A 26,609-nucleotide genomic window follows, 5' to 3' on the forward strand; every position below is an offset into this window, starting at 1 on the left:
CGTGACCATGGAAGGTCCGAACTGGAACGAAAGAGCGACCATGCACAGAGTTTATGCGTGGTCTCAGACCGTTACTCTGTGCGGACCCGCGTCGGTCGGACCAGCGAGACGGCGTGGCGCGCTCCCAGCCGCAGATTCTTGACGACGCGCCGACGCATCGTGGCAGACGACACGTCCGGGGCGCCGAGCGGGGCGAGGCGGGGCCTTGGCGCGTGGCGGGCCGACGGTCCCAGCCGAGCACGGCGCGCGCCCCGGACGGGCGCCTTGAATCCCGCACAGGAGGTACAGGTATTGGTAACAATCTTGAGTCGGGTCTCGTCGGCCGGTGTGTTGGTCAGTCTGATCGCGGTGTGAGGGATGGTGTCGGGGCGTCAGGAATGTCGGAGATCAGGTCGTTCGGGTGGGCCCGGGTCGTCCGGGGTGGCACGTGAGCGAGGCGCGCTTTCCCGAGGGGGGTCGAGGCGTTCTCGGCTCCGGTGGCTGCCAGCAGGTGCTGACGGGCCCGCCTCGGGTTGTCCAGCTCAGTGTGTCAACGCCATGATCGGACCGGAGGTGGAGACCGTGTTCATCGTCGGTGATCGCGTCTTCACCGTGCGAGAGTGTCGAGTCGACGCTCCGCGCAGCCTGGTCGTTACCGTCACGATGGACGGCGGGTTCGAGTGGTCGTTCGAGGAATCGGGCTGGCGCCCGCTGTCCTTCGGGGCCGTCGACGGTGCGCTGTGGGTCTGGTCTGCGCGGGGGCTGCTCGCGTTTCCGGGTTCAGGCATCGGCAGGCCGGACGTAATCAGGGTCGACGAGGACCTGCTCTATTCCTTCCGGTGTGACGCCGGCTGGCTGCTGGTCTGCGAGACCTCCGTCCGCCGGCATGTAGGCGGAAGCGAGACGGATCGCTTCGATCTCGGCGAGGTCGTGGAACGTGCCCGATGGGATGGTGGCCGATTGTGGCTCCTCGACGCTGCCGGTAGGGAGTACCGACTCCAGGTCGCCGGGACCAGGCTGACTACCTGAGCGAGAGTCGGCACCGCCCGAACAGCCTCGCCCTGGTCACCAACTCCGTTGCCTACCGCTGGAGACTCGCCGGGAGGACCATCCGTCCAGGTTGACCGTCGCCGCGAGCCTCGCAAAGCGCGTGAAAATCTCGCGACTTCTCGCACGCCATGAGGGCGTGAGATGAGCCAGGAAGGTGCTGGCTGTCCCCTGGTCCGTCGCTGTCTGAACTCCCGGTCGCCTCGTCGACCTCGACCTCGCCGGCCTCGACCTCGCCGGGCTCGACCTCTTTGACCTCGGCGCCGGCCGGGGCTGGTGTCTCAGGCTTGAAGCCGCGGCATTGGACCATACGACGGCGCGCCATCTTTTCGGTCAGCGATTCCGGCAACCGGTCCATGGAATTTCATTTTCATCGCGAATAGGCGGTTTCGGGCATCGACATTCCGTAGGCACACGCCACCATTCCCGCCGCTTGCACATTTCTGGCCCGGCGGTATCATGAATTCATGTTCGAATCGGTCGCGGCCTGCACCCCGTCGTCCGCTATTTCCTGTCCTGTTTCCCAGCCATCCACACCTCCGCTTCTCGGTCGCCCGCCCGAGGCCATTCCCCGAAGTGGTGTCGGGCCCGGCGCCGACCTGACGGAACAGCTGGATGCGGTCGACGCGGTCTTCGACGAGGTGCTAGGCGGCTTGGCCTTCTTTGACGCGTCGGCGACGTTGGCGGCGGCGCGCCGGTTGGCGCGGTTGACCGCTCGGTTGGAAGGGCTGACGATTCATGCCCAGGTGCAGTTGGCCAGACTCCGCCCGCCCAGTCCCGACAGCGGCCATGACGAGGAGGGCGACCCGTATTCGGGTTTCGCTGCCGACGAACTTGCCGCCGAGATTGGCCAGTCACCGCGCACGATGTCCTCCCGGCTCGCCACCGCCTGGGAGATCGCCCATCAACTGCCTGACTCGCTCGCCGAACTGACCGCCGGCCTGCTCGACCGCACCCGGCTCATGGCGTTGCACCGGCTCACCGCCTGCCTCACCGCCGGGCAACGTGCCAAGGTCGAGGCGACGATGCTCGCCGGCAGCAGACTCGCCTCTCCGCCCCAGTGGCGCCGCAAGATCCACCGACTCGTCGCCCGGATCGACCCGGACGCCGCCGCGAAACGACGCCGGCAGGCCAAGTCCGAGCGCAGGATCGATATCCAGTCCCTCGACGACGGCCTGGCGCTCCTGACCGCGGTCCTCACGGCCGAGGACGCCCAAGCGATCTACGACCGGATCCATCGGATCGCCGGCACCGACGCCCACGCTGACGGCGACACCCGCCCGATCGACGCCCGCCGCGCCGACGTCCTCACCGCCCTGCTCCTGGGAAACCGCCGGGAGTTCGTCAGCGTCGAACTCCAGGTCATCGCCCCTGTCGGCACGCTGGCCGGCTTGGACGAGGATCCCACGGAACTCCTCGGATACGGCCCGATCCCGGCCGAGGTCGGCCGCGCACTGGCCGCCGACGCCCATTGGCGCCGCGTCCTGACCGACCCGGCGACCGGGACCGTTCTCGATCTCGGCCACCGCAGAGTTCCCACCCCAGCGCTCGCCCGCCTGATCCGCCACCAGCAGACACGATGTCTCTTCCCGGGCTGCGGCATGCCCGCGGTTCACACCGACATTGACCACACCATCGCCCACTCCGACGGCGGCCGCACCGCCCTGAACAATCTGGGCCTCCTCTGCAGGCGCCATCACCGTGCAAAACACATCGGCGGCTGGACTCTCGATCAGCCCAAACCTGGCGTCTTCGTCTGGACCAGCCCGGCCCACCACACCTTCACCACGGACACGACAACGAACGAGGAAGAAGCGGCCGCCTTCATTGACTCACCCGACAACGACCACACCGGCCTGCGACGACCCCGACCAGAAGTCCCTGCCCAGGGAGCCCCCTCCGAGGTCCGCTGCCCATTCTGATCGCCATATCTGTCGGCCCGACTCCTCGTTCAACCAGCCCATCGGCCGGTAGGACGCGTCCCGTTAACGCGCCGCCACCGGTGTGCCGTATCGCCAGGAAACGACTCACGGAAAGGACGGTCCTGGTACATGGACGACTCCGCGTCGCTGCTGGCCGCGCTGCTGGCGGAGATTGGCGAGGAAGGCGAGGCGGCACGCTCGCCGGTCCGGGGCTGGGCGATGTCCGGCGTGGAACGGGTCCGGCTCCCGTCCGGCGGCCAGGTCATCTTCAAATACGTGCGGGAGCCATTCACCGGCGAAGCGGGCGTTCTGCGGGCACTCGCGCGGCAGGACGTACCGGTTGCCGGTCTACTGGCCAGCGTGCAGCGCGACGCGCATCTCGGGATGTTGCTCCAAGACCTCGGCGACCCGGAACGCGAGGCCACGGACGCCGAGGGTGCGGTCGGCGCGGTGGTCACCCACGGCGCGAGGCCGCCGGCCGGCCTGCCGGTCCTCGACGTCGCGGCCTTGGCGGACCTGCCCGGGCGGGCGTTGACAAGCTTGATGGAACTGCGGTCGCGGGGCCGCTGGCTGGACACCGACGATCTCGGCGTGCTGCTGGGCGTTCTCGCCGCGGTCGCCGACCAACGGGCAACGGGCGCGGCCGTGCCGCCGTTCGGCCTGTGCCATTCGGAGTTCCACCCGTCCAGCCTGCACATCGGCCAGGCGGGGTGGCGGCTGCTCGACTGGGCGCGGGCCTTCGTCGGTCCTGGGCTCCTCGACCTGGCGTCCTGGCAGGGGACGACCGGGCCGCCGGACGTCGACGCGCTCGACCGGCTGATCAGTGCGTATGTGGCCGCCGGCGGCGCGCCGGAGGCGACGCTGCCTCGGGGCCGCGTGCCGGCGGCGGCCTGGGCGCTTGGCTGGCATCGTCTGTGGGTCATTGAGTGGTATCTCGAACAGGCAACCACCTGGATCGACGACCCATCCCAGGACGGCATCGTGGAGCCGGTGGTCCGGCGGCACCTGAAGGAGGCAGCGGAGTACCTGGCGCTGACGTAGCTCGCGCGGTCCGGCCGGCGGCCCTGGACATGCAGGCACGAGGCCGGATCAGACGCACGGGCTCGGCGATCGGCCGGCGCCCCGCGAATTCCCGCTGGTCCCGGAACGACGCGGCGCCGGTTCGCCATCGGCGGCGCGATGCCCGACAGTCGGGCATGCTCGGGCGTGTGTGCGTTTTCGTGGTCCGGGAAGCTCGGCCCGACGACTATGACGCCATCGCCGCGGTCACGGACGACTGGTGGGGACGGCCCGTCCGCGGAGCTCTCTCGCGCCTCTTCCTCGACCACTTCCATCGTTCGAGCCGCGTCGTTGAGGATGACAGCGGGCTGGCAGCCTTCCTCGTCGCCTTCCACTCGCCGTCGCGGCCGCGCGTCGCCTACATCCATTTCGTCGGCGTACGGCCCGATCGTCGCGGCACCGGACTCGCCCGCTCGCTCTACGAGGACTTCTTCCGAAGCGCGACGGCCCACGGCTGTCGCGAGGTCGAGGCGATCACCGCGCCCAGCAACGCCGGATCCATCGCCTTCCACCGCGCCCTCGGCTTCACCGTGGACGGCCCGATCCCGGATTACGACGGCCCCGGCAAACCCATGATGAAGTTTCGACGCGCCTTGGTGGATTCTGGCTGACGCCGACGCCGGGCCCGACCGGACGGTGATGGAGCGACGACGATGCCTCCAGCGCGCCTGGGGAGGATCGGGCGACACGCGGTTTTTCGATGGACGCCACCGGTACGTAACGCCGGCGGCAGAGAGTCGGGAGCCACGCGACAGGACGGAGGTGTGCCGGATGACCCAGGATCGGATGACGCAGGATCGCAGCGTCGACATGCGCCGCCATGTTCACCGGCACGCCTGGACTCGCGGACGGATCGCGCACGGCGCCTGAGGGGCTCTGACCGGCCTGGCTCAGCGGCCCCCTCGGCCTCGGCCCTCGTGCCGACCGGGCCCTCCGGACGACCGGGCCCTCGGGACGACCGGGCCCTCGGGACGACCGGGCCCTCGGGACGACCGAGGCCTCAGGCGGACCTGGGCTCGGGCCGACCCGGGCTCAGGCCGGCCGGGCACTCATGCCGGCCGCATCTCGTGCCGTGGCCGGCACCAGCCGATCCTTCCGTCCCGCGTTGCTCACCGCGCGGCTCACATCCTGCGAGGCATTCCGATGGCCGACGTTCTCACCGCGCCCGCCGCGCCGGTGACGCTGCCGACCGACTGTTCCTTCGAGCCCGACGACTGGGCGATCCTCGCTCAGCACTGGTATCCCGTCGCCCTGTCCCGGGAGGTGGGCGACCAGCCGGTCGCGGCCCGGCTTCTCGACGAGCGACTGGTCATCTACCGGTCCGGCGCCGAGGTGGTGGTCGCCCGGGACATCTGCCCACACCGCGGGGTCCCGCTGTCGATGGCCACCGGTGACGGGCAGAGCATCGCCTGCGCCTACCACGGCCTGCGGTTCGGGGCCGCGGGTGCCTGCGTGGCGATCCCGGCGCATCCTCAGGCGAAGATCCCGGCCCGGATGGCGTTGACGACGTTTCCCGCCGTCGAGCGCTACGGACTGGTCTGGACCTGTCTACGCCCCGGCTGGGCCGAGGGCGGCGACGACGGCACGGCCGATGCGACGGCCGACGGCACGGCGATTCCGCGGATGCCGCACTGGGACGAGCCCGCGTTCCAGCGGGTGACCTGCCCGCCGTTCGACGTCGCCGCGTTCGCCGGGCGCCAGGTGGAGGGCTTCCTCGACGTCGCGCACTTCGCCTTCGTGCACACCGCCACCTTCGGCGACCCGAACGACACCGAGGTTCCCGAGTACTCCCCCACGCCGACCGAGAACGGCTTCGCCGCCGACTACTGGAGCACTGTCGGCAACTACCCGCACGGCGGCCGTCGGGGCGAGCCGGGGTTCCGCTGGCTGCGGCACTTCGAGGCGCACCTGCCGTTCACGGCCACGCTGGTCGTGCACTTCCCGGGCGAGGGCCGCCTGTCGATCATGAATGCCGCCTCGCCGGTGTCCGCCCGGCGGACCAGGATGTTCGCGCCGATCGCGAAGAACTTCGACACCGGCCAGCCCGACCAGGAGATCTTCGACTTCAACCTGCGGATCTTCGAGGAGGACCGGGCGATCGTCGAGGCCCAGCGGCCCGAGAACCTGCCGCTGGACCCTCGCATCGAGGTCAACATCCCCGCCGACCGCAGTTCCGTCGCCTACCGCCGCGGTCTGCGCGCGCTGGGCCTGAGTCATTTCTTCACCGCCTGACAGGGAGAGCCACCCCGCGTGAACGCCAACACCAGCAGCACCGGTCCCGTCACCACCACGCTTACCGTCACCCTGCCGGCCTGGGTGGACGAGGAGGTGCGGGCCGCCGGCTCCGTGCTGCCCGACGTCGAGGACCGGATGCGCCTCGTGCACCGGCTGGCGGACCGGAACCACCGCGAGGGCCACGGTGGGCCGTTCGCCGCGGTCGTCGCGAGCCCCGACACCGGCGAGATCCACGCGGCCGGCGTCAACCTCGTCCTCGACACCGGGCTGTCGTCGATGCACGCCGAGGTCGTCGCCCTGTCCTTCGCCCAGGCCCGCCTCGGGCGCTGGGACCTCAGCGCCGCTGGCACCCCCGTCGAGCTCGTCGTCAACTGGCGGCCCTGCGTCATGTGCTACGGAGCGACCATGTGGTCCGGCGTCCAGCTGCTCACGATCGCCGGGTCGGGTGACGAGATCGAGACGCTGACCGGCTTCGACGAGGGCCCGATGCGCGAGGACTGGGCCGAGCAGTTCGCCGGCCGCGGCATCACCGTGCGGACCGACATCCTGCGCGACGAGGCCCTGAAGGTCTTCGCCGACTACGGCCGCCGCCCGGACGTCGTCGTCTACAACGCCCGACGCGGCGGCGCCTAGCGCCCGGTTCCGGCGCCTCAGAAGCGCGGTACCGCAGAAGCTCCGCGCCGCAGAAGCACGGTTCCGCGTTCCATGATCGCCGTTCGGCCCTCCAATGGTCGTAACCAGGTCCGTTTCGCAACCACCCGAGGGCCAAGACGGCGATCAAGGCGACGCGTGGACGTTGACCGTGAGTGCGCTATGCCGCCGGCTGTCCGTCGCGGGTGGCGACGGCGAGGAAGCGGTGCGGCGGGTCGTCGTAGCCGTCCAGCCGCCACCCGGCCGCGGCGAGCAGGGGTCCGAGCCGGGCGGCCGAGAGTGGCTCGTCGGGCCGCAGGGTCCGGCCGTGCCGGGCGGCGAGCGCGGCCCGGCCGGACGGGTGGAAGATCGCCAGCCGGGCGCCGGGGCGGCTGACCCGCGCGAGCTCGGCTACACCCGCGGCCATGTCCGGCAGGTGATGGACCAGCCCGGCGGCGAACACGGCGTCGAGGGACTGGTCGGCGAGCGGCAGCCGGCGGGCGTCGGCGAGGACGAGGCTGGCCGCGTCGCCGCGCCCGGCCTGGCGGGTCGCGGCGAGCATCTCCGGGGTCACGTCCAGGGCGAGAACCCGGCCGGCCGGCCCGACGGCCTCCCGTAGGGCGGGCAGGGCCCGTCCGGTCCCGCAGCCGGCGTCGAGCACGGCCGCCCCGGGCCGCACCCCGAGCTCGCGGACCGCCGCGGCGTAGGCCGGGAGGTCGTCGCCGAACTTCGTGTCCCAGCCGGCGGCCCGGATGCCGAAGAACGCCTGGCTCTCCCGGACGTGCCAGCGCCCGTCGCCGCCGAGACCGGCCGCGACCCGGCGGATCACCGGCCAGTCCGGATCGTCGACGTCGATGACGATGTCCGCCGCGCGCCCGTCGTGCGCGCGGCGGCTGTACCGGCTGCGCAGCCGGATGACGACGTCCCAGCCGGCCGCGGGGTCCTCGGCTGACACGGCGGAGCCCACGGCCGACATGGCGGGGTCTGCGGCCGACACCGCGGGGTCTGCGGCCGACGCCGCGGGGTCTGCGGCCGACGCGGCGGGGTCCACGATCAGCGCGGCCGGCCCGGCGCAGGCACGCTCGTCACCCGCCAGGCGGTGGCTGTCCCGGCCGGCCTGGCGCAGGCCCTCGGCGAGCCCGTCGGCGACGGCGCCGGTCAGGCCGCCGTCCTCGACGCCGTCCACGAGCACCCCGACGCCACCGGCCGGCAGCAGGCCGACGAGCGTGCTCAGCATCGTCTCCCACCGCCTGGTCTGTTCACCCGTCAGCGCCGGCCGCACCGATGCGCCTGCTTCCTCCCCAGCCACCACCAGGCCATGATGGCGCGGGCCGCGACCCAGGCGAATGCCAGTCCGCCATCTCCGGTCGCGGCCCGGCCACGTCAGCGTTGGGCGAGCAGGTCCGGCGGCGGCGGTCCGTAGCGGCCGCGCAGGAAGTCCGCGAGCGCCCGCAGCCGGGCCCTGACGTTCCAGTACGGTCCGCGCCGGGCCGGCAGGACCGCGCCCGTGGCGAGGTCGAGCAGCGCGATGCAGAAGCGGATGAACACGTGGTAGCGCCCGGAGTGCTCTCGCACCATCAGCAGGGTGTTGCGCAGCTGCAGGTAGTCGATCACCGCGGCGGTCGAGCCGACGTAGGCGTTCTTGACCATCGCGCCCCGGACGAGGCCGGACTCCCAGCCGGCGTCCCGCGCCCGCAGCGCCAGGTCGGCCTCCTCGCAGTACGCGAAGTAGCGCTCGTCGAAGATCCCGATCTCGTCGAGGCAGGCCCGCCGCGCGAGCATCAGCGTGCCGTGCGGGTGGCCGACCTTCTCCCAGCCCGCGTCGACGCTCGCGGGCACGAGGATCCCGCCGAAGTAGGGGTCCACGACGGGCGTCGTCCCGTCGCCGACGTCGGCGCAGGCCAGCCCGGCCCGCGGCTGGTCGGCGAGCACCCTCAGCATGTGGCTCAGGCAGGTGGGCTCGGGCAGCGCGTCGTGCGGCGCGAGCACCACCCATTCGCCCGCGTCCGGGTCGGCGAGGAACTTGCGGTAGCCGATGTTGGCCCCCGGCCCGAACCCGAGGTTGCCCCCGGTCAGCACGACGGCCACGTCGGCGGCCTCGACCGGCGGCACGACGGTGGATCCGTTGTCGACGATCGTGATCGCGACAGGGAGGTCCTGCGCGCGGAACGCGTCGACCGTGTCGACGAGTCGCTCCGGCTGGTTGCGGTGAACGATGACGACCGAGAGAGGCTGCACCAACCAAGTGCTACCTCAACGGGCGGGCCGGGCGGAAACAGGGGGCCGTCCGCGAGGCGACGCGAGCCCGGCAGGTCGCGTTTCCACGACCCACCGGGCTCGCCTGGGTTGCCTGAGTCACCGGGCGTCTGAGGGACGGTCAGGAGGCCGGTGACGGTGTGGCCACGGCCGCCGGGCGGGCCGCAGCCGGAACCCGCACCTTGCCCGCGAGCCGTTCGGCCAGCGCGCCGAACGCGAGGCCGAGCGTCGCCCACATGATCATCTGGGCGATGATCGAGTACAGCCGGAACTTGAACAGGACGTCCGCCGGGAAGCCCGGATAGACGATCTTCCCGTCCGGTGCGAGCAGCGGCTGGGGGGTCTCGGTCGCGTGCTTGCCGTACTGGGCCTCGTTCAGCGGGAAATGCCCCAGTGCCGGCAGCAGTGCCATCGCCACCGAGATGACGACGACGAACCCGAGCGCCGCGAGCAGACTGGCGTTCCAGGTGCCGAAACGCCCGGCCAACCGGTGCCCGGCCACCATCGCGAGAATGAGCGCGACGACCGAGATGCCGACCATCGCCAGATAGACCGCGCTGCGGTCACTGATGGTCTCCGAATGGCCGATCGCCGGCGGGTTCGCCGGGTACTTCACGAACGGCACCAGGTACACGCCGACGAAACCGCCGGCCGCGACGAGAGCGGCGAGCACCCGCGGCCGAAGCCCCGGGAAACGGCGCGACAGCATCAGGTAGGCGACGACGAAAAGGCCACCCATCGCCAGCCCGAACAGGACCATCCCGGTGGCGATACCGAGGTTGCGCTGCACTCCCCGGCTGAAGATCTCCGGGTCCGCGGTTCCGACCGTCACGCCCGCGGCCTTGTCGAGCGCCTCCTGCGCGGCATCCCGGCCCGACTCGTAGTCGATGGCGTCCTGGATGAACGGTTCGGCGAAGATCCGCGCGAACACGAACGCCAGCAGCCCGCCGAGGGCGCCGACGCCGAGAGCACGGTAAATGAAACGTGACTCCATGTCGGCTCCCCCGCTCAGTGGCAGGGGAAGCCGAGGAAGTGCCGCGAGTCGTGGACGAACTCGTGGATGTGGTGGTCGGCGCCAAACAGCGACGTCGCGCCCTGGTCGACGCCAATGAAGTAGTACAACGCCAGCGAGAGAATCAGGACTCCCCCCAGCCACAGCGCTCGCGCCGTGATCGGTGAGGAAATCGACTGGCCATACGCCTCGGTGCCGGGCGCAGCAGTGCTCACGGTAGCCCCCTTCGGGATCACGCGTCCCTGAACAATCGGACTCGACCGGCAGGTGGGTCTGACTCCCGAGCCACCACCCCGACGGGCGGGAGGCTCGGTCACAGTGGCGCGACCGCGCCGGACTTGCACCGGCTTCCACCCACAGATCGCGTTCGCAGTGTGCGGGGCGTACCAGAAACTGTCAACGTTCTGCCGATCAGCTCACACCAGCGCCAACCCACCCCAAACTGGCGGAGGGCTGCGCGCCGGCCGTCCCGCGGCTCAGGCGGGCAGCGGAGCGGCGAGTGCCGCGGCCACCGCGTAGGGCAGGTGACGGGGCCAGACCAGCAGGCCGCGCGCCAGCGATCGGACGCCCGGCCGCAACGGCGTCAGCCGGTCCACGCAGTGCCGCCAGGCGCCCACCTCGTCACCGGCGAACCGGGTCCCGACCAGACCAGCCCGGAACCGTCGCGCGTCGCCCCCGTCGTCGCGCCACGACGCGAGGAACGCCCGGACCTCGGCGTCGGACGACGGCAGCGTCCAGCGTCGCAGGCGCTCCGCGACCTGTCCCCCGGCGGCGATCACGAACCCGTCCGGGCCGCCGCCGGCGATCGAGTGCACCCGCCCGTAGCTGCGCGCGCCGGCCCGGATCGACGCCGAGCTGAACCGCGCGGCGACGGCGAGCGCCGCGACCGCGTGGCCGGCCTCGTGCCAGGCCGTCGTCACCGCCTCGGCGCGGGCCGGCGCGTAGGTCCCGGCGAACCCGCCCTCGTACCGCTGCCGGATCCAGGTCTCGTGGACCAGCGACTCGTCGTCGTAACGGACCAGCCGCGCGAGCTCGGCCCGCACGGCCTCCAGCGTCCGCCGCTCCCCCGGAGTCACCCGGCCACGATAGGCGTGCCCGCGCCTCGGAGGTCAGGGAGAGCCTCACAGGTCATGGAGCAGGGTCATGGCGGGACGCCTGGCGAGGTGGCTCGCCCCGGCGGCGACGCCGACGAGGGCGACGACGGCGGTGGCGGCCGTGGCGAGCAGGTAGGCCCAGGGGACGGCGAGCGATGACGGCGGCGGGTCGAAGACCCCGGTGAGCACCTTGACCAGCATGAACGACAGGCCGGTGCCGGCGGCGGCCCCGGCGAGGACCCCGACGAGGGACACGGCGGCGGCCTCGCTGAGGATCAGCGCGCGCAGGTGCCGGGGCCGGGCCCCGAGCGCGGTGATGACGGCGAACGTACGGCGTCGTTCGCTCAGCCCGAGCCCGAAGGCCAGGCCGCCGGCGGCCGCGGCGAGGACGAGGGCGAAGGCCAGCTCGACGCGGGTGAGCCCGGCGAGGTCGACGGACGTGAGGCTGGAGCCGACGCTGTGGCGGACGGTCGTGATGTCGGTGACGGTCGCGGACGGGCCGGCCAGCGACGCGACAGCCCTGGCGACCGTGCCGGTGTTCCGGCCCCCGGTGTCGATCAGGAACGCGCCGACCGCGGCGTCGCCGGTCTGGTGGGCGACGTAGTCGGCGTTGGCGACGAAGAAGCTGTCCTTCGGCGCCATCGGGAACTCGCTGACGACGCCGGCGAAGCGGAACCGGACCGGGACCCGCTGGCCGGAGCCGCCCGAGAGCAGCCGCAGGGTCAGCGTGTCTCCCGGTGTGAGCTGGTAGTCCCGGACGGTCTCGGCCGAGACGAGGATCGCGTCCGGCTGGGCGGCCAGCAGGTGGGTCAGGCCGGCGGCCGTACCCCCGCTGAAGTAGGAGTCCCGCAGCGCGGTCGCGTGCCGGATGGTGTCCGGCCGCACGCCGTAGAGGTCCTGGAGGTCCGGCCCGACGTAGGCGAACCGGTGCTGGACGGGTTCCACCGCGCGCACCCCGGGGATGGCCGCGATTCGGCCGGCGAGACCCGCTGGCGGCGTGGTGCCGGGCGCCGGGACGGCGGTCACGTCGGCGCCGTTGGTCAGCTGGGCGTCCGCCTCGGCCTGCTGGCGGTAGGTGGCGTTGAAGACCGCGGTCGATCCCGCGAAGGAGAGCGCCAACGTCAGCAGGACGATCGCCAGCGCCAGCGGCCGGCGCTGGCGGGCCATCCCGCTGGCGATGGTCGTGTGGAGACGGCCGGTGAACGGTCCCAGCCCGGCGGCGACGAGGCGCCGGCCGCGGCCGAGCAGCAGGTCACCGGCGCGCCACACCAGCAGGCCCGCGCCGAGCCAGAGCAGCGCGGGGCCGGCGAACGCCCAGTAGGAGACCGACAGCATCGGGACGCCCTCGGGGGCGACGACCAGCTGGTACCCGTTGCGCCCGCTCGCCGAGAACACCAGCCCGGCGACGACCAGCGCCACCGCGTCGAGGCCGTACCGCGCCCAGAGCGGATAGCGCGGCGTCGTCACGCTCCGGCGGGCCGACGCGACGGTCACGGCGCGCAGGTCGCGCCAGGCCGGCACCAGAACGGTCAGGATCGCGATGAGCAGGCCCGCGACGGCCGCGGCGGCGCCCCAGGCGACGGCGGTGCCCGTCGTCGTGCCGAACCGGGCCGTGCCGAACGCGCCCGCTCCGACCGCGGCGGCGGTGGCGAGGCCGACGACCGCGCCCAGGCCCGCGACCACCGCGGCCTCGACCGCGGCGAGGCGGGTCAGCTGGCTGGTCGTCGCGCCGCGGGCGCGCAGCAGTGCCTGTTCGAGGCGGCGGCGGTCCCGGCCGGCCGTCGCGAGGACGGCGGTGAGCAGCGCCGCGAGAATCGCGCCGGGCAGCCCGAGGAAGAGGAACAGCACCTGCGCGTAGGCGGCGTCCTGGCGGGCCGCGTCGAGGGTGGCAGCGAGGTTGTCGCCGACGGCGGCCGTGCCGGCGGCGTGGGCGAGGACGTTGTTCGCCGCGCCCGTCGCGGCGGTGTAGGCCGCGGCCGGGTCGGTGGGCAGCGCCCGTGTGGTGGCGACGTGGAACTGCGTCGTCACCAGGTCCGGGCGGGCCGCCGCCAGCGGCTCGAAGCTGGACTGCCACAGCCCGCTCGGGAGCAGCAGGACGTTGTCCGGCGGGGCGGTCCGCTGCGCCGTCGCCGGGGCGCCGACCACCTGGAACAGCGAGTCGGCCAGCGGGAGCTCGACCACGCCCGCGATCCGCGCCTGGACCGGGGGCAGCCCGGCCCGCCCGACGGTCACGACGTCACCGGGCCCGGCATGCAGGTTCGCCGCGGTCTGCTGGGCCAGCAGCGGCCCGTTCAGCGTGCCCGTCAGCAGGCGCAGCTCGCCCGGGAAGGTCCGCGGGTAGGCCGGGTCGAGGCCGAGCACGACCCCGGGGCCCGTCGTCTGGGTGCTGCCCGCGGTCTCGGCCGACAGGCCGCTCGTCGCGGCGATCCCGACCCGCACGGAGGCGGCGACGGCCGGGGTGTCCCGCAGGAGCTGCCCGACCTTGGCGGGATCGGCGCCGGGCTGTACCTGGACCTGCCAGTCGACGGCGACGCCGTGGATCGCGCGGGAGGTCATCGTCGCCTTGGCGTGCGCGAGGAAGGCGCCGAGCGAGGCCAGCAGCGCGACCGCGATCGCGACGCCGAGCCCGGCGGCGGTGAGCCGGCCGGCTCGGCGGCGCAGGGAGCCGAGCAGCCAGAGCCGGATCATCGGGCCACCCGCTCGGCCGGGCTCGACGTGCCGGTGACCGCGCCGTCCCGCATGACCCACCGCCCGGACAGCCGATCGGCGATCAGCGGGTCGTGGGTCGAGACGACCAGCGCCGCGCCGAGCCGGGCCCGGGCGTCCAGCAGGCTGGTCATGACGACGTCGGCGGCGGCGTGGTCCAGCTGCCCGGTCGGCTCGTCGGCGAGCAGGAGCCGGGGCTGGCAGACCAGCGCGCGGGCGACCGCGACGCGCTGCGCCTGTCCGCCCGACAGCTCGTCCGGCACCCGCGCGGCCAGAGTCCCGATGCCGACGGCGTCCAGAGCGGCGCGGGCCCGGCGGATCGCCTCGGCGGGGTCGGCGTCGGCCATCAGCAGCGGCAGCGTCACGTTCTCCACGACGTCGAGCGACGGCACCAGGCTCGGCCCCTGGAAGATGAAGCCGATCCGCCCGGGTACGCCGAGCGGGTGGCCGCCGAGGCCGGGCCAGCCGACCGTTCCCGCGGTGGCGGGCCGCAGGCCGCCCAGCAGGTGCAGGAGCGTGGACTTGCCGGAGCCCGACGGCCCCATCACGCCGATCTGGTCGCCGGGCCAGACCTGGAGGCTCACGCCGTGCACGGCCACGACGGCGGCCTCGCCCGTCCCGAAGGTGCAGGCCAGGTCGCGGCACTCCACGAGCGGAGGCTGTTCGGCCCAGGCCTCGGCCTCGTCGGGCTCTCGCTCGCTACCCGCTCCGGTCTGGGCGGGCAGGTGGCGTCGTCTCACGGGGCAAGCCTTCCGTCGGTGAGGGTGAGGACCCGGTCGGCCGCGGCGGCGACGGCCGGGCTGTGGCTGGCGATGACGACGGCGATCCCGCCGCGGGCGCGAGCCCGCAGCAGCGCGAGCACGTCCCGTTCGGTGGCCAGGTCGAGCTCGCCCGTCGGCTCGTCGGCGAGCAGCACGACCGGGTCGTTCGCGAGCGCGACCGCGAGCCCCGCCCGGGCCAGCTCGCCGCCGGACAGCTGCGCCGGGTACGCGCGGGCCCGCCGGCCGAGACCGAGCTGGCCGAGCAGGTCCTCGGTCCGCGTGCTCACCGGGCCGCGGGCGAGCCGGCGGACGAGTTGGACGTTCTGCGCGACCGTGAGGTGGGCCAGCAGGTTCGAGCTCTGGAACAGCAGCCCGATCAGCCGCGCGCGCAGCCGGGTGCGCTCGGCCTCGAGGCGGTGGCTCAGGCGCTGGCCGGCGACGAGGACCGTGCCGCCGTCGGGTTCGTCGGTGCCCGCCAGGCACGCGAGCAGGGTCGACTTCCCGGACCCGGACGGCCCGGCGACGGCCAGGATCTCCCCGGGCGCCACGGCGAGGGACACGCCCCGCAGGGCCAGCGTCTCCTCGTCGCCGGCTCGGAAGAAGCGGTAGAGCGAGCGGGCCGCGAGCGCGGGCTGGTCCGGTTCGACGCCCACGGCGGAGGTGTCCACGGCGGCTGAGGTGTCCACGGCGCGGCCGGCCTCAGCGCCAGCGGAACGAGTCGGTGACGCGGCGCCAGGGATCGACGTTGTCCGACCCGACCGGCGCCGCGAGGGTCAGGGCCACCTCGGTCCCGCCGCGGAAGAACTCGTAGCGTTCGACGTCCTCGACCGCGACCTTGCCTGTCACCGGGTTCGGCGGCGAGACGGCACGGTAGGTGATCAGTACGGCCTCGCCGGCGGAGCGCCTGACCGAGCTGACCTTGTCCTGCGCGAAGCCGTTGGTCGCGGCGCGCACGGCGGCCAGCTCGGTCGAGCGGGCGTAGGCGACCGGGTCGGTCGGCGACGCCTTGCTGACGGCGATGACGATCCGGTTGTACTTGTCGGAGAACGTCACGCCGCCCGCCGAGGCGGTGCGGGCCCAGCCTTCGGGGACCTCGACGCCGTACGGCCCGCCTGGCGGGGCGTAGGTGACGAACGCCTGGGAGTCGGGGATGTCGCCGGCCGGGTTCGACTCGGTCGCCGGGCCGGTCGGCGTCGAGGCCACGGTCGCGGAGGCTGCTCCCGTCGCCGCCGGGGCAGCCGCGCCGCCCGACGCGGCTGGCGTGGACCCGCAGGCCGCGGCCGCCACCGCTATGAGCGCCAGTCCCGCCGCGGTCCTTGCCCGAACTGAAGGCGCCATCGCCATCCGGAGCCCCTTTCCCTGGTCGCCCGTGGTGTGGTCGCTGACGCTAGGCAGGGCTGGGACAGGGGACTGCTCGCCGAAGGCAAGCGGATGGCAAACGATCCGGGCCTCGGCGCCGCGGACGCCAGGCTGGCCGTAGCGTCGACAGCGCTGGTCGAGCTGCCCCCAGGGAGGTGCGGATGCGCGCACGCGTCGTCGCGCTGGCCGTGCAGTCGGCGGCCGTGGCCATCGCCCTGTTCGCGATCCCGCTGGCCATCGCGGTCGCCCGGTACTTCGTCGACGCCGAGCACACCGAGCTGTTGCGGGCCGCGGAGACGGCGGCCGTCGCCGTCTCCGGAGACCTGACCGCGCGTCCCGCGCCCGCCTTCGCGGTCGATCCCGATCTGCGGATCGTCGTCTACGACGCCGGCGGGGCCCGGGTGCGTGGCGTCGGACCGGCCCGGCCGCCGTCGATCGCGCACGCGGCGCTCGGCGGGCGGGTCGCCGCAGCGACGCTGGACGGGCGCTACGGCGTCGCCGTGCCGGTCAGCGACGGAGACTCCGTCGCCGGGGCCCTCGTCGCGACCGCCGACCGGACCGAGACCTACCAGCACATCGGGCTGGCCTGGGCCGCGATGGCCGGTCTCGCGGCGGCGGCGCTCGGCGCGGCCTGGTTCCTGGCGCGTCGCCTGTCGCGACGCCTCGCCGCGCCGGTGGAGACGCTGCGCACCGCGGCCGACCGTCTCGGGGACGGCGACTTCAGCATCCACGCGGCGGGCAGCGAGATCGCCGAGATCGACTCGCTCGCCGCGTCACTGAACAAGACCGCGCGGCGCCTCGGCACCCTGCTCGACCGGGAGCGGGCCTTCGCCGCCGACCTGTCACACCAGCTGCGCACCCCGCTGACTGGGCTACGCCTGGCCCTGGAGACCGCGAGCACGGACCCGGTTGCCCGGGACCGCGCCCTCGCGACCGCGCTGGCCGCCGCGGACCGGCTGGACGCCACCATCGGCGACCTGGTCACGCTCGCGCGCGACACCGGGCAGGGCGGCGATCCCGTCGACCTGGCCCGCCTCATGGCCGAGATCCGGGAGCGCTGGCACGGCCCGCTCGCCGCGCGCGGCCGGCGGCTTCGGCTGCTCGCGCCGCCGGAGGCGGCCCGGCCGCGGATGTCGCACGCCTGCGCCCGCCAGATCGCCGAGGTCCTGCTCGACAACGCCAGCGCCCATGGCCGCGGCACGGTCACCGTCCGGCTGCGCGAGATCGCGGACACCGTGGCGCTGGAGGTGAGCGACGAGGGCCTGGAGCTGACCGGCGACTCCGCCGACCTGTTCCGCCGGCGCTCGACGGGGGCGGCGGGGACCGGCATCGGGCTCGCCCTGGCCCGCAGCCTCGCGCTCGCCGAAGGCTCGCGGCTGGCCGTCACCCGGCGCGCCCCGCCGACCTTCACGCTGTTCATGGCCGGGGACGACGCCGACGGCTGAGCGGGCCGACTCTCACCCGGCGCGGCCCGCCGACTTCACGCTGTCATGGCCGAGGACGACGCTGGCGGCAGGGCGGGCCGACTAGGCCGAACCGAGACGGTAGCCCCGGCCGCGTACCGTCACGATCTCCGGGGCGACGGCCAGGGCCTGGTCCGCCGCGGCGGCGAGCTTGGCCCGCAGCGCGGACACGTGGACGTCGAGCGTCTTCGTCGAGCCGAACCAGTGCTCGTCCCACACGTCGCGCATCAGCACGTCGCGGGTCAGCACCCGGCCCGGCTCGGACGCCAGCCGGGCCAGCAGGTCGAACTCCCGCGCGCGCAGCACGATCTCCACCTCCGCGAGCCAGGCACGCCGAGCCGGGCCGTCGACCCGCAGCCCGCCGACGACGAGCTGTCCCACGGCCTCGGCCGACGCGTCGCCGCGCCGCAGGTGGGCCCGGATGCGCGCCGCGAGCTCGGCGGACCGGAACGGCTTCACCAGGTAGTCGTCGGCGCCAGCCTCCAGGCCGACGACGACGTCGATCTCCTCGTCGCGGGCGGTGAGGATCACGATCACCGTGCCGGGGAGCCGGGACCGCAGGTCGCGGCAGACCTCGAACCCGTCCCGGTCCGGAAGGCCGAGGTCCAGCAACACCAGGTCGAACGAGGCCCGCTCGCCGACGGCGACCGCGTCGGCGCCCGTCGTCGCCAGCGTGACCGCGTGGCGGTGGGACCGCAGCGACGCCTCCAGCGCGTGGCCGATGGTCTCGTCGTCCTCGACCACCAACAGCTCCGCCACCGCGCCGCCTCTCCCGCTCCGCGCTGCTCACACGATCCTCACATCGAACGCTCCTTAGGTTCCGGTCTATCCCGCCGGGGCCACCCGGCCGCGGCGGGCTGACGTCCGGATCACGGGAGGAACCGACCAGGTGAGCGCGATCAGTGCCGGACAGGCAGTCGTCCTCGGCGTCGTAGAGGGGCTGACGGAGTTTCTGCCGGTGTCCTCGACGGGCCACCTGAAGATCACCGAGGGCCTGCTGGGGATTCCCGTCGACGACACCGCGGTGGTCGGCTTCACGGCGGTGATCCAGGCCGGGGCGATCCTCGCGGTGCTCGTGTACTTCTTCCGCGACATCCGGCGGTTCGCGCTCGCCTGGGGGCGCGGCCTGCGCCACGCCGACGCCCGGCGCGACCCCGACTACTCGTTCACCTGGTGGGTCATCCTCGCGACGATCCCGGTCGTCATCGTCGGCCTCGCGGCCAAGTCGCTGATCAAGGGACCGCTCGGGTCGCTGTGGGTCGTGGCCGGCTCGCTGCTGGTCGGAAGCGCCTACATGTGGGCGGCGGACCGGTTCGGGCGGCACAAGCGCGGCGAAGACGACATCACGCTGCCCGACGCGATGATCGTCGGATCGTCGCAGATCCTCGCGCTGCTGTTCCCAGGCTTCTCACGGTCCGGCGCCACGATCTCGACCGCGCTGTTCCGTGACCTCGACCGGGTCGCGGCCACCCGGCTGTCGTTCTTCCTCTCGATCCCGGCGCTGACCGGCGCCGGGCTGTACGAGCTCAAGGACGCCGCGAGCGGCGCCGTCTCCCTGCCCGCGCTGGCGATCGGCACGATCGTCTCATTCGGGGTCGCCTACGCCTCGATCGCCTGGCTGCTCAGGTTCGTCGCCGGCCACACGTTCGGCGCGTTCGTGGCCTACCGCGTCGTCGTCGGCCTGCTCCTGTTCGGCCTGCTCGCCACCGGAGCGCTCAACGCCTGACAGCCGCGTTCGGACCCGGGGCCGGCCGGCCCCGGGTTCCGGACCTGGCACGCGTCCTGCCGCCGTCCCGTCCGAAAGGAACCAGTATGTCCGCGTCGCTCGCGGTCAACGTCCTCGATCCCGCCTCGCTCACCGCCACCTTCGGCCTGACCGGGCTGATCCTGGTGGTCTTCGCCGAGACCGGCCTGCTGATCGGCTTCTTCCTGCCCGGCGACTCGCTGCTGTTCCTCGCCGGCGCCTACAGCGCGACGGCCGCGACCGGGGACCAGCCGCACTTCCACATCGGCGCCGTCCTCGTCGGCGTCGCGGTCGCGGCGATCCTCGGCGCCCAGGTCGGCTACCTCATCGGCCGGCGGACCGGCCCACGGCTGTTCAACCGGCCGAACTCCCGGCTGTTCAAGCAGGAGAACGTCCTGCGGGCCCAGGAGTTCCTCGAGCGCTACGGCTACGGCAAGTCGATCATCCTGGCCCGGTTCGTCCCGATCGTGCGCACCTTCATGAACCCGGTGGCCGGCGTCGTCGGCGTGCCGGCGCGCACCTTCCTGGTCTACAACGTCATCGGTGGTCTGGTGTGGTCGCTGGGCGTCACGCTGCTCGGCTACGCCCTCGGCCGGGCCATCCCGATCGACCGGTACATCATTCCGGTCACGCTAGTCATCGTGCTGCTCTCCGCGATCCCGGTGCTGCGCGAGTTCGCGAAGCGGCGCGGCGCAGGCGGCCGGCACAGCGCGGTCGGGCGGGCCGGGGACGCGGAAGGCTCCTAAGGTGCGAGCCAGGCGGGTGACGGACGGGCCCAGCCGCGGGATGGACTGAGAGCCGGTGGGGATGTCGCTTCGGATCCGGCTGACGGCGCTGTTCGGCCTCGGCACGGCGCTCGTCCTGGTCGGGGTCGGCGTCCTTTTCTACCTGCAGCTGCGGGCGAGCCTGTCGCACTCCCTGGACGCGATCCTCGCGACGCGGGCCGAGGCGCTGCGCTCCCGGGTCGTCGGGAGCACGTCGCCCGACGACGCGTTGGCGGCGGCCAGCCCGCTGGCCCAGCTCGTCGACGCGAACGGGCACGTGCTCGCCGCGTCGCCCGCCACCGCGGCCCAGCCGCTCGCGGGCGCGGGCGTCGTCGAGGCGGCGCGGACCAGGCGGGTGCTGGTCACGGTCGAGGTCCAGGGGGCGAGGACGCGGGTCCTCGCCGAGCCCGTCGACGCGGCGCACGGCAGCGGGCTGGTGCTCGTCGTCGGCGCCTCGCCCGAGAGCCTCGATGACGCGGAGGACCGCATCCGTGACGTGATGTTCTTCGCCTGCCTGCCGCTGGTCGCGCTGTCGGCGCTGGCCGCGTGGTGGCTCGCGGGCGCGGCGCTGCGGCCCGTCGAGCGGATGCGCGGGCAGGCCGCAGCGATGGGCGTCGCCGACCTCGGTGGGCGCCTGGAGATCCCGCCCACCCGCGACGAGCTGGCCGCGCTCGCCACCACGATGAACGACCTGCTCGACCGCCTGCACGTCGCGAGGGCCCACGACCGGGCCTTCGTCGCGGACGCCGGGCACGAGCTGCGCACCCCGCTGACGAACCTCAAGGCGGAGCTGGAGCTCGCCTCGCGGCCCGGGCGCAGCCGTGACGACCTCGCGGAGGCGCTGACCTGCGCCGCCGTCGAGACCGACCGGCTGATCCGGCTGTCCGAGGCCCTGCTGGTGCTCGCCCGCTTCGACGCCGATCCCGGCCAGCTCGTTCACCGCGAGCGGATGTCGCTCGCCCCGCTGCTCGAACGGGCGGTCGCCGCCGCGCTGCCCGCCGCGCGGGCGGCCGGCGCCGAGATCCGGCTGGACGTCGCGAGCTCCGTCGTCCTCGACGCCGACCCGGACCGCCTCCGCCAGGCCGTCGACAACCTGCTCAGCAACGCCGTGCGGTTCACGAAACCCGGCGGCCTGATCGAGGTCACCGCCAAGCGCGTCCCGGGCGACCCGGCCGGCGGTCTCGACCGGCCCGCCGTGACGATCACGGTCCGCGACCGCGGGCCCGGGTTCCCCCAGGAGTTCCTGCCCCAGGCGTTCGAGCGGTTCGCCCGCGCCGACCCGGCCCGTGGCCGTGCCGACGGCGGCGCGGGCCTCGGGCTCGCCATCGTGGCCGCGGTCGCGGCGGCCCACGACGGCCGGGCCACCGTAGCGAACCATCCGGAGGGCGGCGCGGTGGTCACCCTGGTGCTGCCCGCGGTCAGTCCTCCGCCGCGTCGGCGTTGACCCGCAGCCGGTAGCCGGCACCGCGCACGGTCTCCAGCTGCGCGACCCCGAACGGCTTGTCGATCTTGCGGCGCAGGTAGGCGACGTACTGGTCGACCACGTTGGAGTTCCGGTCGTACGCCAGGTCCCACACGTGGTCGAGGATGGTCGTGCGGCTGAGGACCTGGCCGGGATGACGCATCAGGTACTCCAGGAGGGCGAACTCCTTCGGGGACAGGTCCAGCTCGACGCCGTCGCGGCTCGCGGCCCGGACCGTCGGGTCCAGGCGCAGCCCGTCGATGTCCAGCACGACCGGCCGTTCCTGCGCGCCGCGGCGGATCAGCGCCCGCAGCCGGGCCGACAGCTCGTCGAAGCTGAACGGTTTGCCCAGGTAGTCGTCGGCTCCGACGTCGAGGCCCCGCACCCGGTCGACGACCTCGCCCCGGGCCGAGAGCATGAGCACCGGCGCCCAGCGCTCGGCCGCCCGCAGGCGCCGGCAGACCTCGAACCCGTCGAGCACCGGCAGCATCAGGTCCAGAACGATCACGTCGTAGGTGATCTCGCTGGCCTGCCACACCGCGTCGCCGCCGTCCGCCACGACGTCGACGGCGAAACCCTCCTCGGCCAGCCCGCGCCGCAGCAGCGCGGCCGTGCGCGGCTCGTCCTCGACCACCAGCACCCGCATGACGTCACGATAGGGCTCGCCGCCTGAGACGCAGGCGGCGAGCCGGTCGGGTGGGGTCAGCCCATCCAGACCGTCTTCTGGTTGCAGAACTCCCGGATGCCGACGGCGCCCAGCTCGCGCCCGTAGCCGGAGCGCCGCACCCCGCCGAACGGCAGCTCCGGGTACGAGGTCGTCATGCCGTTGATGAAGACGGCGCCCGCCACCAGCTCGTTCGCGAACAGCTCCTGCTCGGCCGGGTTGGTGGTCCACGCGTTCGAGCTGAGCCCGAACGAGGTGGCGTTGGCGATCTCGACGGCCGCGTCGAGATCGGGCGCCCGGTAGAGGGTCGCGACGGGCCCGAACGTCTCCTCCAGGTACAGCCGCATGGCGGGGGTGACGTCGGCGACGACCGTCGGGGGGAAGAACCAGCCCGGCCCGTCCGGAGCCGTGCCGCCGCAGAGCACGGTCGCGCCCTTCGCGACCGCGTCGGCGATCAGCTCCTCCAGGTCGGTCCGGCCCTGCTCGGTGGCGATCGGCCCGATGTCGGTGCCGTCCGCCAGCGGGTCGCCGACCGTCAGCGCGGCCATCTTCGCGGCGAACAGGCCGGCGAACTCGTCGTAGACGGCGTCGTGGACGATGAACCGCTTGGCGGCGATGCAGGACTGGCCGTTGTTCTGGCAGCGGGCCGTCACGGCGACCGAGGCAGCCTTCTCCAGGTCAGCGGACGGCATGACGACGAACGCGTCGCTGCCGCCGAGCTCCAGCACGGTCTTCTTGATCTCGTCGCCACAGATCGCCGCGACCGACTGGCCGGCGGGCTCGCTGCCGGTGACGGTGGCCGCGGCGACCCGCGGGTCACGCAGCACCGCCTCGACCTGTCGCGCGCTGATCAGCAGGGTCTGGAAGGCGCCCACCGGGAAGCCGGCCCGGGTGAACAGGTCCTCCAGGTAGAGCGCGCACTGCGGCACGTTGGACGAGTGCTTGAGCAGGCCGACGTTGCCGGCCATCAGCGCTGGCGCGGCGAACCGGGTCACCTGCCAGAGCGGGAAGTTCCACGGCATCACGGCGAGCACCGGGCCGATCGGCTGGTAGCGGGCGAACGCCCGGCGCGCGCCGACGACGGACGGGTCGTCAAGCGGCTCGTCGGCGAGGAACCCCTCGGCGTGCTCGGCGTAGAAGCGCATCGCCTTGGCGCACTTGGCGGCCTCGGCCGCCGCGGAGGCGACCGTCTTGCCCATCTCGTTCGTCATCGTGACGGCGATGTCGCTCCGCTCGGCGTCGAGCAGGTCGGCCGCCGCGCGCAACTTGGCGGCGCGCTCGGCGAACGTCGTACGCCGGTAGCTCGCGAACGTCGAGGCCGCCCGGGCCAGCTTGGTCTCGATCTCGTCGGCGCCGAGCGGGTCGAAGGTCTTCAGGACGGCGCCGGTCGCTGGGTTGATGCTTTGGATCGCCATGCCACTCACTCCTTGACGGCCTAGATGCGGCGTCCACTACCCGGGGGGTTCACGACAAAGCTAGGTGGAGCGGGCCGTTCGGGGCGCGACCGCGGCCTAGGCGTCCGCGAGCAGGGCGGGCGGCAGGCCGATGCTGCGGATCTCCAGGAAGTTCGCCAGCCCCTCCGGGCCCAGCTCACGGCCCAGCCCAGACTGCTTGAAGCCGCCGAACGGCACCAGCGGGAACGGCGGGTAGGCGCCGTTGATCGCGATGCTGCCGGTGCGGACCCGCTTCGCCACGGCGAGGCCGCGGGCCGGGTCGCCGGTCCAGACGCCGCCGGACAGGCCGTACTGCGAGTCGTTCGCGATCCGCACCGCCTCGTCGACGTCGCCGTAGGCGATGAAGCTCAGCACCGGGCCGAAGATCTCCTCACGGGCGACCCGCATCCCGTTGTCGACGTCGCCGAGGATCGTCGGCGCCACGTACCAGCCCCTGGGCAGGTCGGCGGGACGCCCGCCGCCGGCCACCACCCGGGCGCCGTCGGCGGCCGCGCCCTGGATGTAGCCCTCGACCCGGGTCCGCTGCCGCTCGGCGACCAGCGGCCCGACGACGACCGCCGGGTCGTGCGGGTCGCCCACCGGGATGGTCTCGGCCGTCGCGCCGGCCGCGGCCAGCGCCTCGGCGTAGCGCGACCGGGGCACCAGCACCCGGGTGTGGGCGCCGCAGACCTGGCCGGACAGGTGCATGCCACCCTTCACGACCGCCGGGATGACCGTGGCCAGGTCGGCGTCGTCCAGCAGGATCGAGGCCGACTTGCCGCCGAGCTCCAGCGAGACCCGCTTCACCTGCTCGCCACACAGGCTCATGATCCGCATGCCGGCGCCGGTCGAGCCGGTGAAGGCGACCTTGTCGACGCCCGGGTGCGTGACGAGGTGCTCGCCGACCTCCCGGCCGCCCGGCACGACGTTGACCACGCCGGGCGGCACGCCCGCCTCGGCGCAGGCCTCGGCGAGGACGTAGTTGGACAGCGGCGCCTCGGGCGGTGGCTTGAGGACGACCGTGCAGCCGGCGGCGAGCGCCGGGGCGACCTTCCACGCGGCCAGGGTGACCGGCGCGTTCCACGGCACGATCGCGGCGACCACGCCGACGGGCTCGGACGTGACCAGGCCGCCCCTGGCGTCGACGCGGACGAGGCGCTCGAACTCGTAGCCCCTGATCAGCTCGGCGTAGTACTCGAAGACGGGGGCGACGAGGCCGGTCTGGGCCTGCGGCGCCTGGCTGATCGCGCAGCCCATCTCGTCGACGGTGATCCGGGCGATGTCGTCGGAGTGCTTGCGCAGCGCGGCGGCCACCCGGTCGAGCACGTCGGCCCGCTCGGCCGGGCTCAGCCGGGGCCACGGCCCGTCCTCGAACGCGGTCCGGGCAGCGGCGACCGCGCGGTCCAGGTCGGCCGTCGTGGCCAGCGGCACCGCGCCGACGGGCTCCTCGGTCGACGGCGAGATGACCGTGAACGACTCCCGGCTTGCCGGCTCCGTCCAGGCGCCGTCGATGTAGAACGTCCGCCGGTACATCAGCTGGTCCGACACGTCGCCTCCCTGGCAGGTACTCCCCCGGCGGACCGTAGCATCCGGAGCGAACGCTCGCTACCAACCCAGGCGTCGCGACCAAGCCTTTCAGCGTGTATTGCGCTTCAAGCCCTGCAGGTTGGCCGTCACAAATGAGCATCTGCTCACTTAAGGACGGCGGACGCCTCAACCCTGGACGGGGAGTCGTCGCGCGGCGGCGTCAGTGCTGGGCGAACTGGGTGCTGGTGGTCTGGACGGCGCCGGGCGTCAGGTTCACGGTGCTGACGATCTGCTGGCCGTACAGGTCGGTGACCCGCACCGTGAAGGGGCCGGGGCCGAAGCCCTCGGACTCGAAGTAGTTGTACATCTGGCGCGCCACCGCGACCCACTGCCCGCCCCGCTGGATCTCCAGGGACACCACCGGGTTGCGGTGGTTACGGACCTGGAGGGACACCCACCACTGGGAGGACTCCTTCTTGACCTGGAACTGGAGCGGGCCGATGTCGCCCGGGCTCACCAGCCGCCAGGTCACCTTGTCGAGGCCGCCCTGGGCCCCGCCCGCGATCCGGTCGAACGCCTGCTGGCTGAGGTCGAGGGCGCCGACGGGGCACTCCGGGCAGCGGTCGACGACCTTCACGACCGTGGTCCCGCCCGGGCCCGTCACCTGGAGGTAGGCACCGCAGGAGCGGGCGTTGTCGTAATCCACCTCGTTCATCGCGACCACCTGCATGGCGGAGTCGCTGTCGCCGAGCAGGCAGTTGCCGTCGCCGCTGCCCGCGTCGTGCTCGGTGGCCCGGCCGGAGTAGACGACGCCGGGCCGGATCCGGCCCGCGGTCACCGGCACGCGAGGCGCCGCGGGGCTGTTGGTGGTCGGTGCCGCGGTGGGCGGGGCCGGCGACGGGGTCGGAGACGGAGCGGTCGGGCTCGCCGTCGGGGTCGGCGTCACGGTCGGGCTCGCCGCCGGCGGGGTGGTGGCGGCCAGCGCGTCCACGACCGCGAACCGGGTCGGGATGGCGGCCGCGGCGACGCTCGGGGCCGGATCGACCGTGCCGTCACCGGCCGGCGCACCGCAGCCCGCGAGGGCCAGGATGGCGACCAGGAAGCCGGCGAGGGCGAGCGTCACCCGGCCCTTCGCGGCACGGCGGGGCCAGGTCGGGGACACAGAGCACCCTCCTGGCCGGTACGACGCGGGATTACCACTCGTCATCCGACGCTAACCGGTGTCGATCGCCGGCTGTCCGGCAGGGCGCAAACCTGGCAATCCATGGCGAACCGTTGTGCTCGGATCGGCCTGTCGGTGACTGTCGCCGGGCCGCCGGGGCAGCGCCGCCACGCTCGCCACGCGGACAAATCACCCTTTACCACCCGGCCGCGCACGCAGCACGATTTAGTGGCGGGACACACGATGACCAGGCATGATCTGGATGGCCTTCAGGGTGGCACCCGATCTCGGGAGCGGGTCCGCCGCGGGCACCCAGCGATGCCCGGCGAC

At 73.3% G+C, this 26,609-nt stretch carries 24 protein-coding genes; 10 read left to right on the top strand and 14 right to left on the bottom strand.

From position 1 onward, the window contains the following. Window positions 1-537 precede the first annotated feature (537 nt). The 6 genes from FRAEUI1C_RS19630 (at window position 538) to FRAEUI1C_RS19660 (ending at window position 6,875) form a co-directional block, all read left to right on the top strand. Entirely contained in the window at window positions 538-1,008 is a 471-nt protein-coding gene (locus FRAEUI1C_RS19630; protein WP_041259518.1) for a hypothetical protein, read from the top strand. Window positions 1,009-1,772: 764 nt separating this feature from the next. Continuing rightward, a complete protein-coding gene (locus FRAEUI1C_RS19640) occupies window positions 1,773-2,948 on the top strand; it encodes an HNH endonuclease signature motif containing protein (protein ID WP_232425054.1) in 1,176 nt (391 codons plus the stop codon). Between the two features lie 129 nt (window positions 2,949-3,077). After that, window positions 3,078-3,989, top strand: a complete 912-nt coding sequence (locus FRAEUI1C_RS19645) for an aminoglycoside phosphotransferase family protein (RefSeq protein ID WP_013425081.1) — start codon at window positions 3,078-3,080, stop codon at window positions 3,987-3,989. A gap of 167 nt (window positions 3,990-4,156) precedes the next feature. After that, window positions 4,157-4,618: a GNAT family N-acetyltransferase gene (locus FRAEUI1C_RS19650; RefSeq protein ID WP_232425055.1), complete on the top strand. Its 462-nt coding sequence runs from the start codon at window positions 4,157-4,159 to the stop codon at window positions 4,616-4,618. Window positions 4,619-5,150: 532 nt separating this feature from the next. Continuing rightward, window positions 5,151-6,239, top strand: coding sequence for a Rieske 2Fe-2S domain-containing protein (locus tag FRAEUI1C_RS19655; RefSeq protein ID WP_013425083.1), 1,089 nt, complete (start codon window positions 5,151-5,153; stop codon window positions 6,237-6,239). An 18-nt stretch (window positions 6,240-6,257) separates the two neighbouring features. Continuing rightward, window positions 6,258-6,875: a nucleoside deaminase gene (locus FRAEUI1C_RS19660; protein ID WP_013425084.1), complete on the top strand. Its 618-nt coding sequence runs from the start codon at window positions 6,258-6,260 to the stop codon at window positions 6,873-6,875. A 178-nt stretch (window positions 6,876-7,053) separates the two neighbouring features. Here the strand turns inward: FRAEUI1C_RS19660 and FRAEUI1C_RS19665 are convergent, their stop codons facing one another. From FRAEUI1C_RS19665 to FRAEUI1C_RS19705, 9 genes are all read right to left on the bottom strand, one after another. Continuing rightward, the gene (locus FRAEUI1C_RS19665; RefSeq protein WP_232425056.1) at window positions 7,054-8,184 is read right to left on the bottom strand and encodes a class I SAM-dependent methyltransferase; all 1,131 of its coding nucleotides are present in this window, start codon (window positions 8,182-8,184) and stop codon (window positions 7,054-7,056) included. A gap of 71 nt (window positions 8,185-8,255) precedes the next feature. Continuing rightward, on the bottom strand, window positions 8,256-9,110 hold the full coding sequence (locus FRAEUI1C_RS19670; protein WP_041259525.1) for a glycosyltransferase: 855 nt from the start codon (window positions 9,108-9,110) through the stop codon (window positions 8,256-8,258). Window positions 9,111-9,249: 139 nt separating this feature from the next. Beyond that, window positions 9,250-10,122, bottom strand: a complete 873-nt coding sequence (locus FRAEUI1C_RS19675; protein ID WP_013425087.1) for a CbtA family protein — start codon at window positions 10,120-10,122, stop codon at window positions 9,250-9,252. 14 nt (window positions 10,123-10,136) lie between these two features. After that, window positions 10,137-10,355: a CbtB domain-containing protein gene (locus tag FRAEUI1C_RS19680; RefSeq protein WP_013425088.1), complete on the bottom strand. Its 219-nt coding sequence runs from the start codon at window positions 10,353-10,355 to the stop codon at window positions 10,137-10,139. A 261-nt stretch (window positions 10,356-10,616) separates the two neighbouring features. Beyond that, window positions 10,617-11,216, bottom strand: a complete 600-nt coding sequence (locus FRAEUI1C_RS19685) for a hypothetical protein (RefSeq protein WP_013425089.1) — start codon at window positions 11,214-11,216, stop codon at window positions 10,617-10,619. A gap of 45 nt (window positions 11,217-11,261) precedes the next feature. Continuing rightward, window positions 11,262-13,922 carry an FtsX-like permease family protein gene (locus tag FRAEUI1C_RS19690; protein WP_013425090.1) on the bottom strand — a complete coding sequence of 887 codons (2,661 nt, stop codon included), beginning with the start codon at window positions 13,920-13,922 and terminating at the stop codon, window positions 11,262-11,264. Continuing rightward, entirely contained in the window at window positions 13,919-14,680 is a 762-nt protein-coding gene (locus tag FRAEUI1C_RS19695; protein WP_013425091.1) for an ABC transporter ATP-binding protein, read from the bottom strand. The genes FRAEUI1C_RS19690 and FRAEUI1C_RS19695 overlap by 4 nt, the downstream gene beginning before the upstream one ends. Beyond that, window positions 14,677-15,354, bottom strand: a complete 678-nt coding sequence (locus FRAEUI1C_RS19700) for an ABC transporter ATP-binding protein (protein ID WP_041261103.1) — start codon at window positions 15,352-15,354, stop codon at window positions 14,677-14,679. The genes FRAEUI1C_RS19695 and FRAEUI1C_RS19700 overlap by 4 nt, the downstream gene beginning before the upstream one ends. A gap of 46 nt (window positions 15,355-15,400) precedes the next feature. Beyond that, window positions 15,401-15,904 carry a hypothetical protein gene (locus FRAEUI1C_RS19705; protein WP_198318603.1) on the bottom strand — a complete coding sequence of 168 codons (504 nt, stop codon included), beginning with the start codon at window positions 15,902-15,904 and terminating at the stop codon, window positions 15,401-15,403. Window positions 15,905-16,221: 317 nt separating this feature from the next. Between FRAEUI1C_RS19705 and FRAEUI1C_RS19710 the strand changes: the two genes are divergently transcribed. Next, the gene (locus FRAEUI1C_RS19710; RefSeq protein ID WP_013425094.1) at window positions 16,222-17,505 is read left to right on the top strand and encodes a HAMP domain-containing sensor histidine kinase; all 1,284 of its coding nucleotides are present in this window, start codon (window positions 16,222-16,224) and stop codon (window positions 17,503-17,505) included. Window positions 17,506-17,586: 81 nt separating this feature from the next. On the opposite strand, the gene FRAEUI1C_RS19715 is transcribed toward FRAEUI1C_RS19710, so the two are convergent. Further along, window positions 17,587-18,282, bottom strand: coding sequence for a response regulator transcription factor (locus FRAEUI1C_RS19715; protein WP_013425095.1), 696 nt, complete (start codon window positions 18,280-18,282; stop codon window positions 17,587-17,589). Between the two features lie 130 nt (window positions 18,283-18,412). Between FRAEUI1C_RS19715 and FRAEUI1C_RS19720 the strand changes: the two genes are divergently transcribed. The 3 genes from FRAEUI1C_RS19720 to FRAEUI1C_RS19730 all read left to right on the top strand — a co-directional run bounded on the left by FRAEUI1C_RS19720 (window position 18,413) and on the right by FRAEUI1C_RS19730 (window position 21,475). Beyond that, the gene (locus FRAEUI1C_RS19720; RefSeq protein WP_013425096.1) at window positions 18,413-19,249 is read left to right on the top strand and encodes an undecaprenyl-diphosphate phosphatase; all 837 of its coding nucleotides are present in this window, start codon (window positions 18,413-18,415) and stop codon (window positions 19,247-19,249) included. An 86-nt stretch (window positions 19,250-19,335) separates the two neighbouring features. Further along, window positions 19,336-20,013, top strand: a complete 678-nt coding sequence (locus tag FRAEUI1C_RS19725; protein WP_013425097.1) for a DedA family protein — start codon at window positions 19,336-19,338, stop codon at window positions 20,011-20,013. Window positions 20,014-20,074: 61 nt separating this feature from the next. After that, on the top strand, window positions 20,075-21,475 hold the full coding sequence (locus FRAEUI1C_RS19730; protein ID WP_013425098.1) for a sensor histidine kinase: 1,401 nt from the start codon (window positions 20,075-20,077) through the stop codon (window positions 21,473-21,475). On the opposite strand, the gene FRAEUI1C_RS19735 is transcribed toward FRAEUI1C_RS19730, so the two are convergent. From FRAEUI1C_RS19735 to FRAEUI1C_RS19750, 4 genes are all read right to left on the bottom strand, one after another. Then, window positions 21,450-22,139 carry a response regulator transcription factor gene (locus FRAEUI1C_RS19735; protein ID WP_013425099.1) on the bottom strand — a complete coding sequence of 230 codons (690 nt, stop codon included), beginning with the start codon at window positions 22,137-22,139 and terminating at the stop codon, window positions 21,450-21,452. The two genes, FRAEUI1C_RS19730 and FRAEUI1C_RS19735, sit on opposite strands and share 26 nt — an antisense overlap. Window positions 22,140-22,195: 56 nt before the next feature. Further along, a complete protein-coding gene (locus tag FRAEUI1C_RS19740) occupies window positions 22,196-23,572 on the bottom strand; it encodes an NADP-dependent succinic semialdehyde dehydrogenase (protein WP_013425100.1) in 1,377 nt (458 codons plus the stop codon). 96 nt (window positions 23,573-23,668) lie between these two features. Beyond that, window positions 23,669-25,138 carry an aldehyde dehydrogenase gene (locus FRAEUI1C_RS19745; RefSeq protein WP_013425101.1) on the bottom strand — a complete coding sequence of 490 codons (1,470 nt, stop codon included), beginning with the start codon at window positions 25,136-25,138 and terminating at the stop codon, window positions 23,669-23,671. Window positions 25,139-25,337: 199 nt separating this feature from the next. Continuing rightward, window positions 25,338-26,279 (bottom strand): expansin EXLX1 family cellulose-binding protein, encoded by a 942-nt coding sequence (locus FRAEUI1C_RS19750; RefSeq protein ID WP_013425102.1) that lies wholly within the window; start codon window positions 26,277-26,279, stop codon window positions 25,338-25,340. Between the last annotated feature and the right edge of the window lie 330 nt (window positions 26,280-26,609).

This window comes from Pseudofrankia inefficax, from assembly GCF_000166135.1.
GTDB lineage: Bacteria > Actinomycetota > Actinomycetes > Frankiales > Frankiaceae > Pseudofrankia > Pseudofrankia inefficax.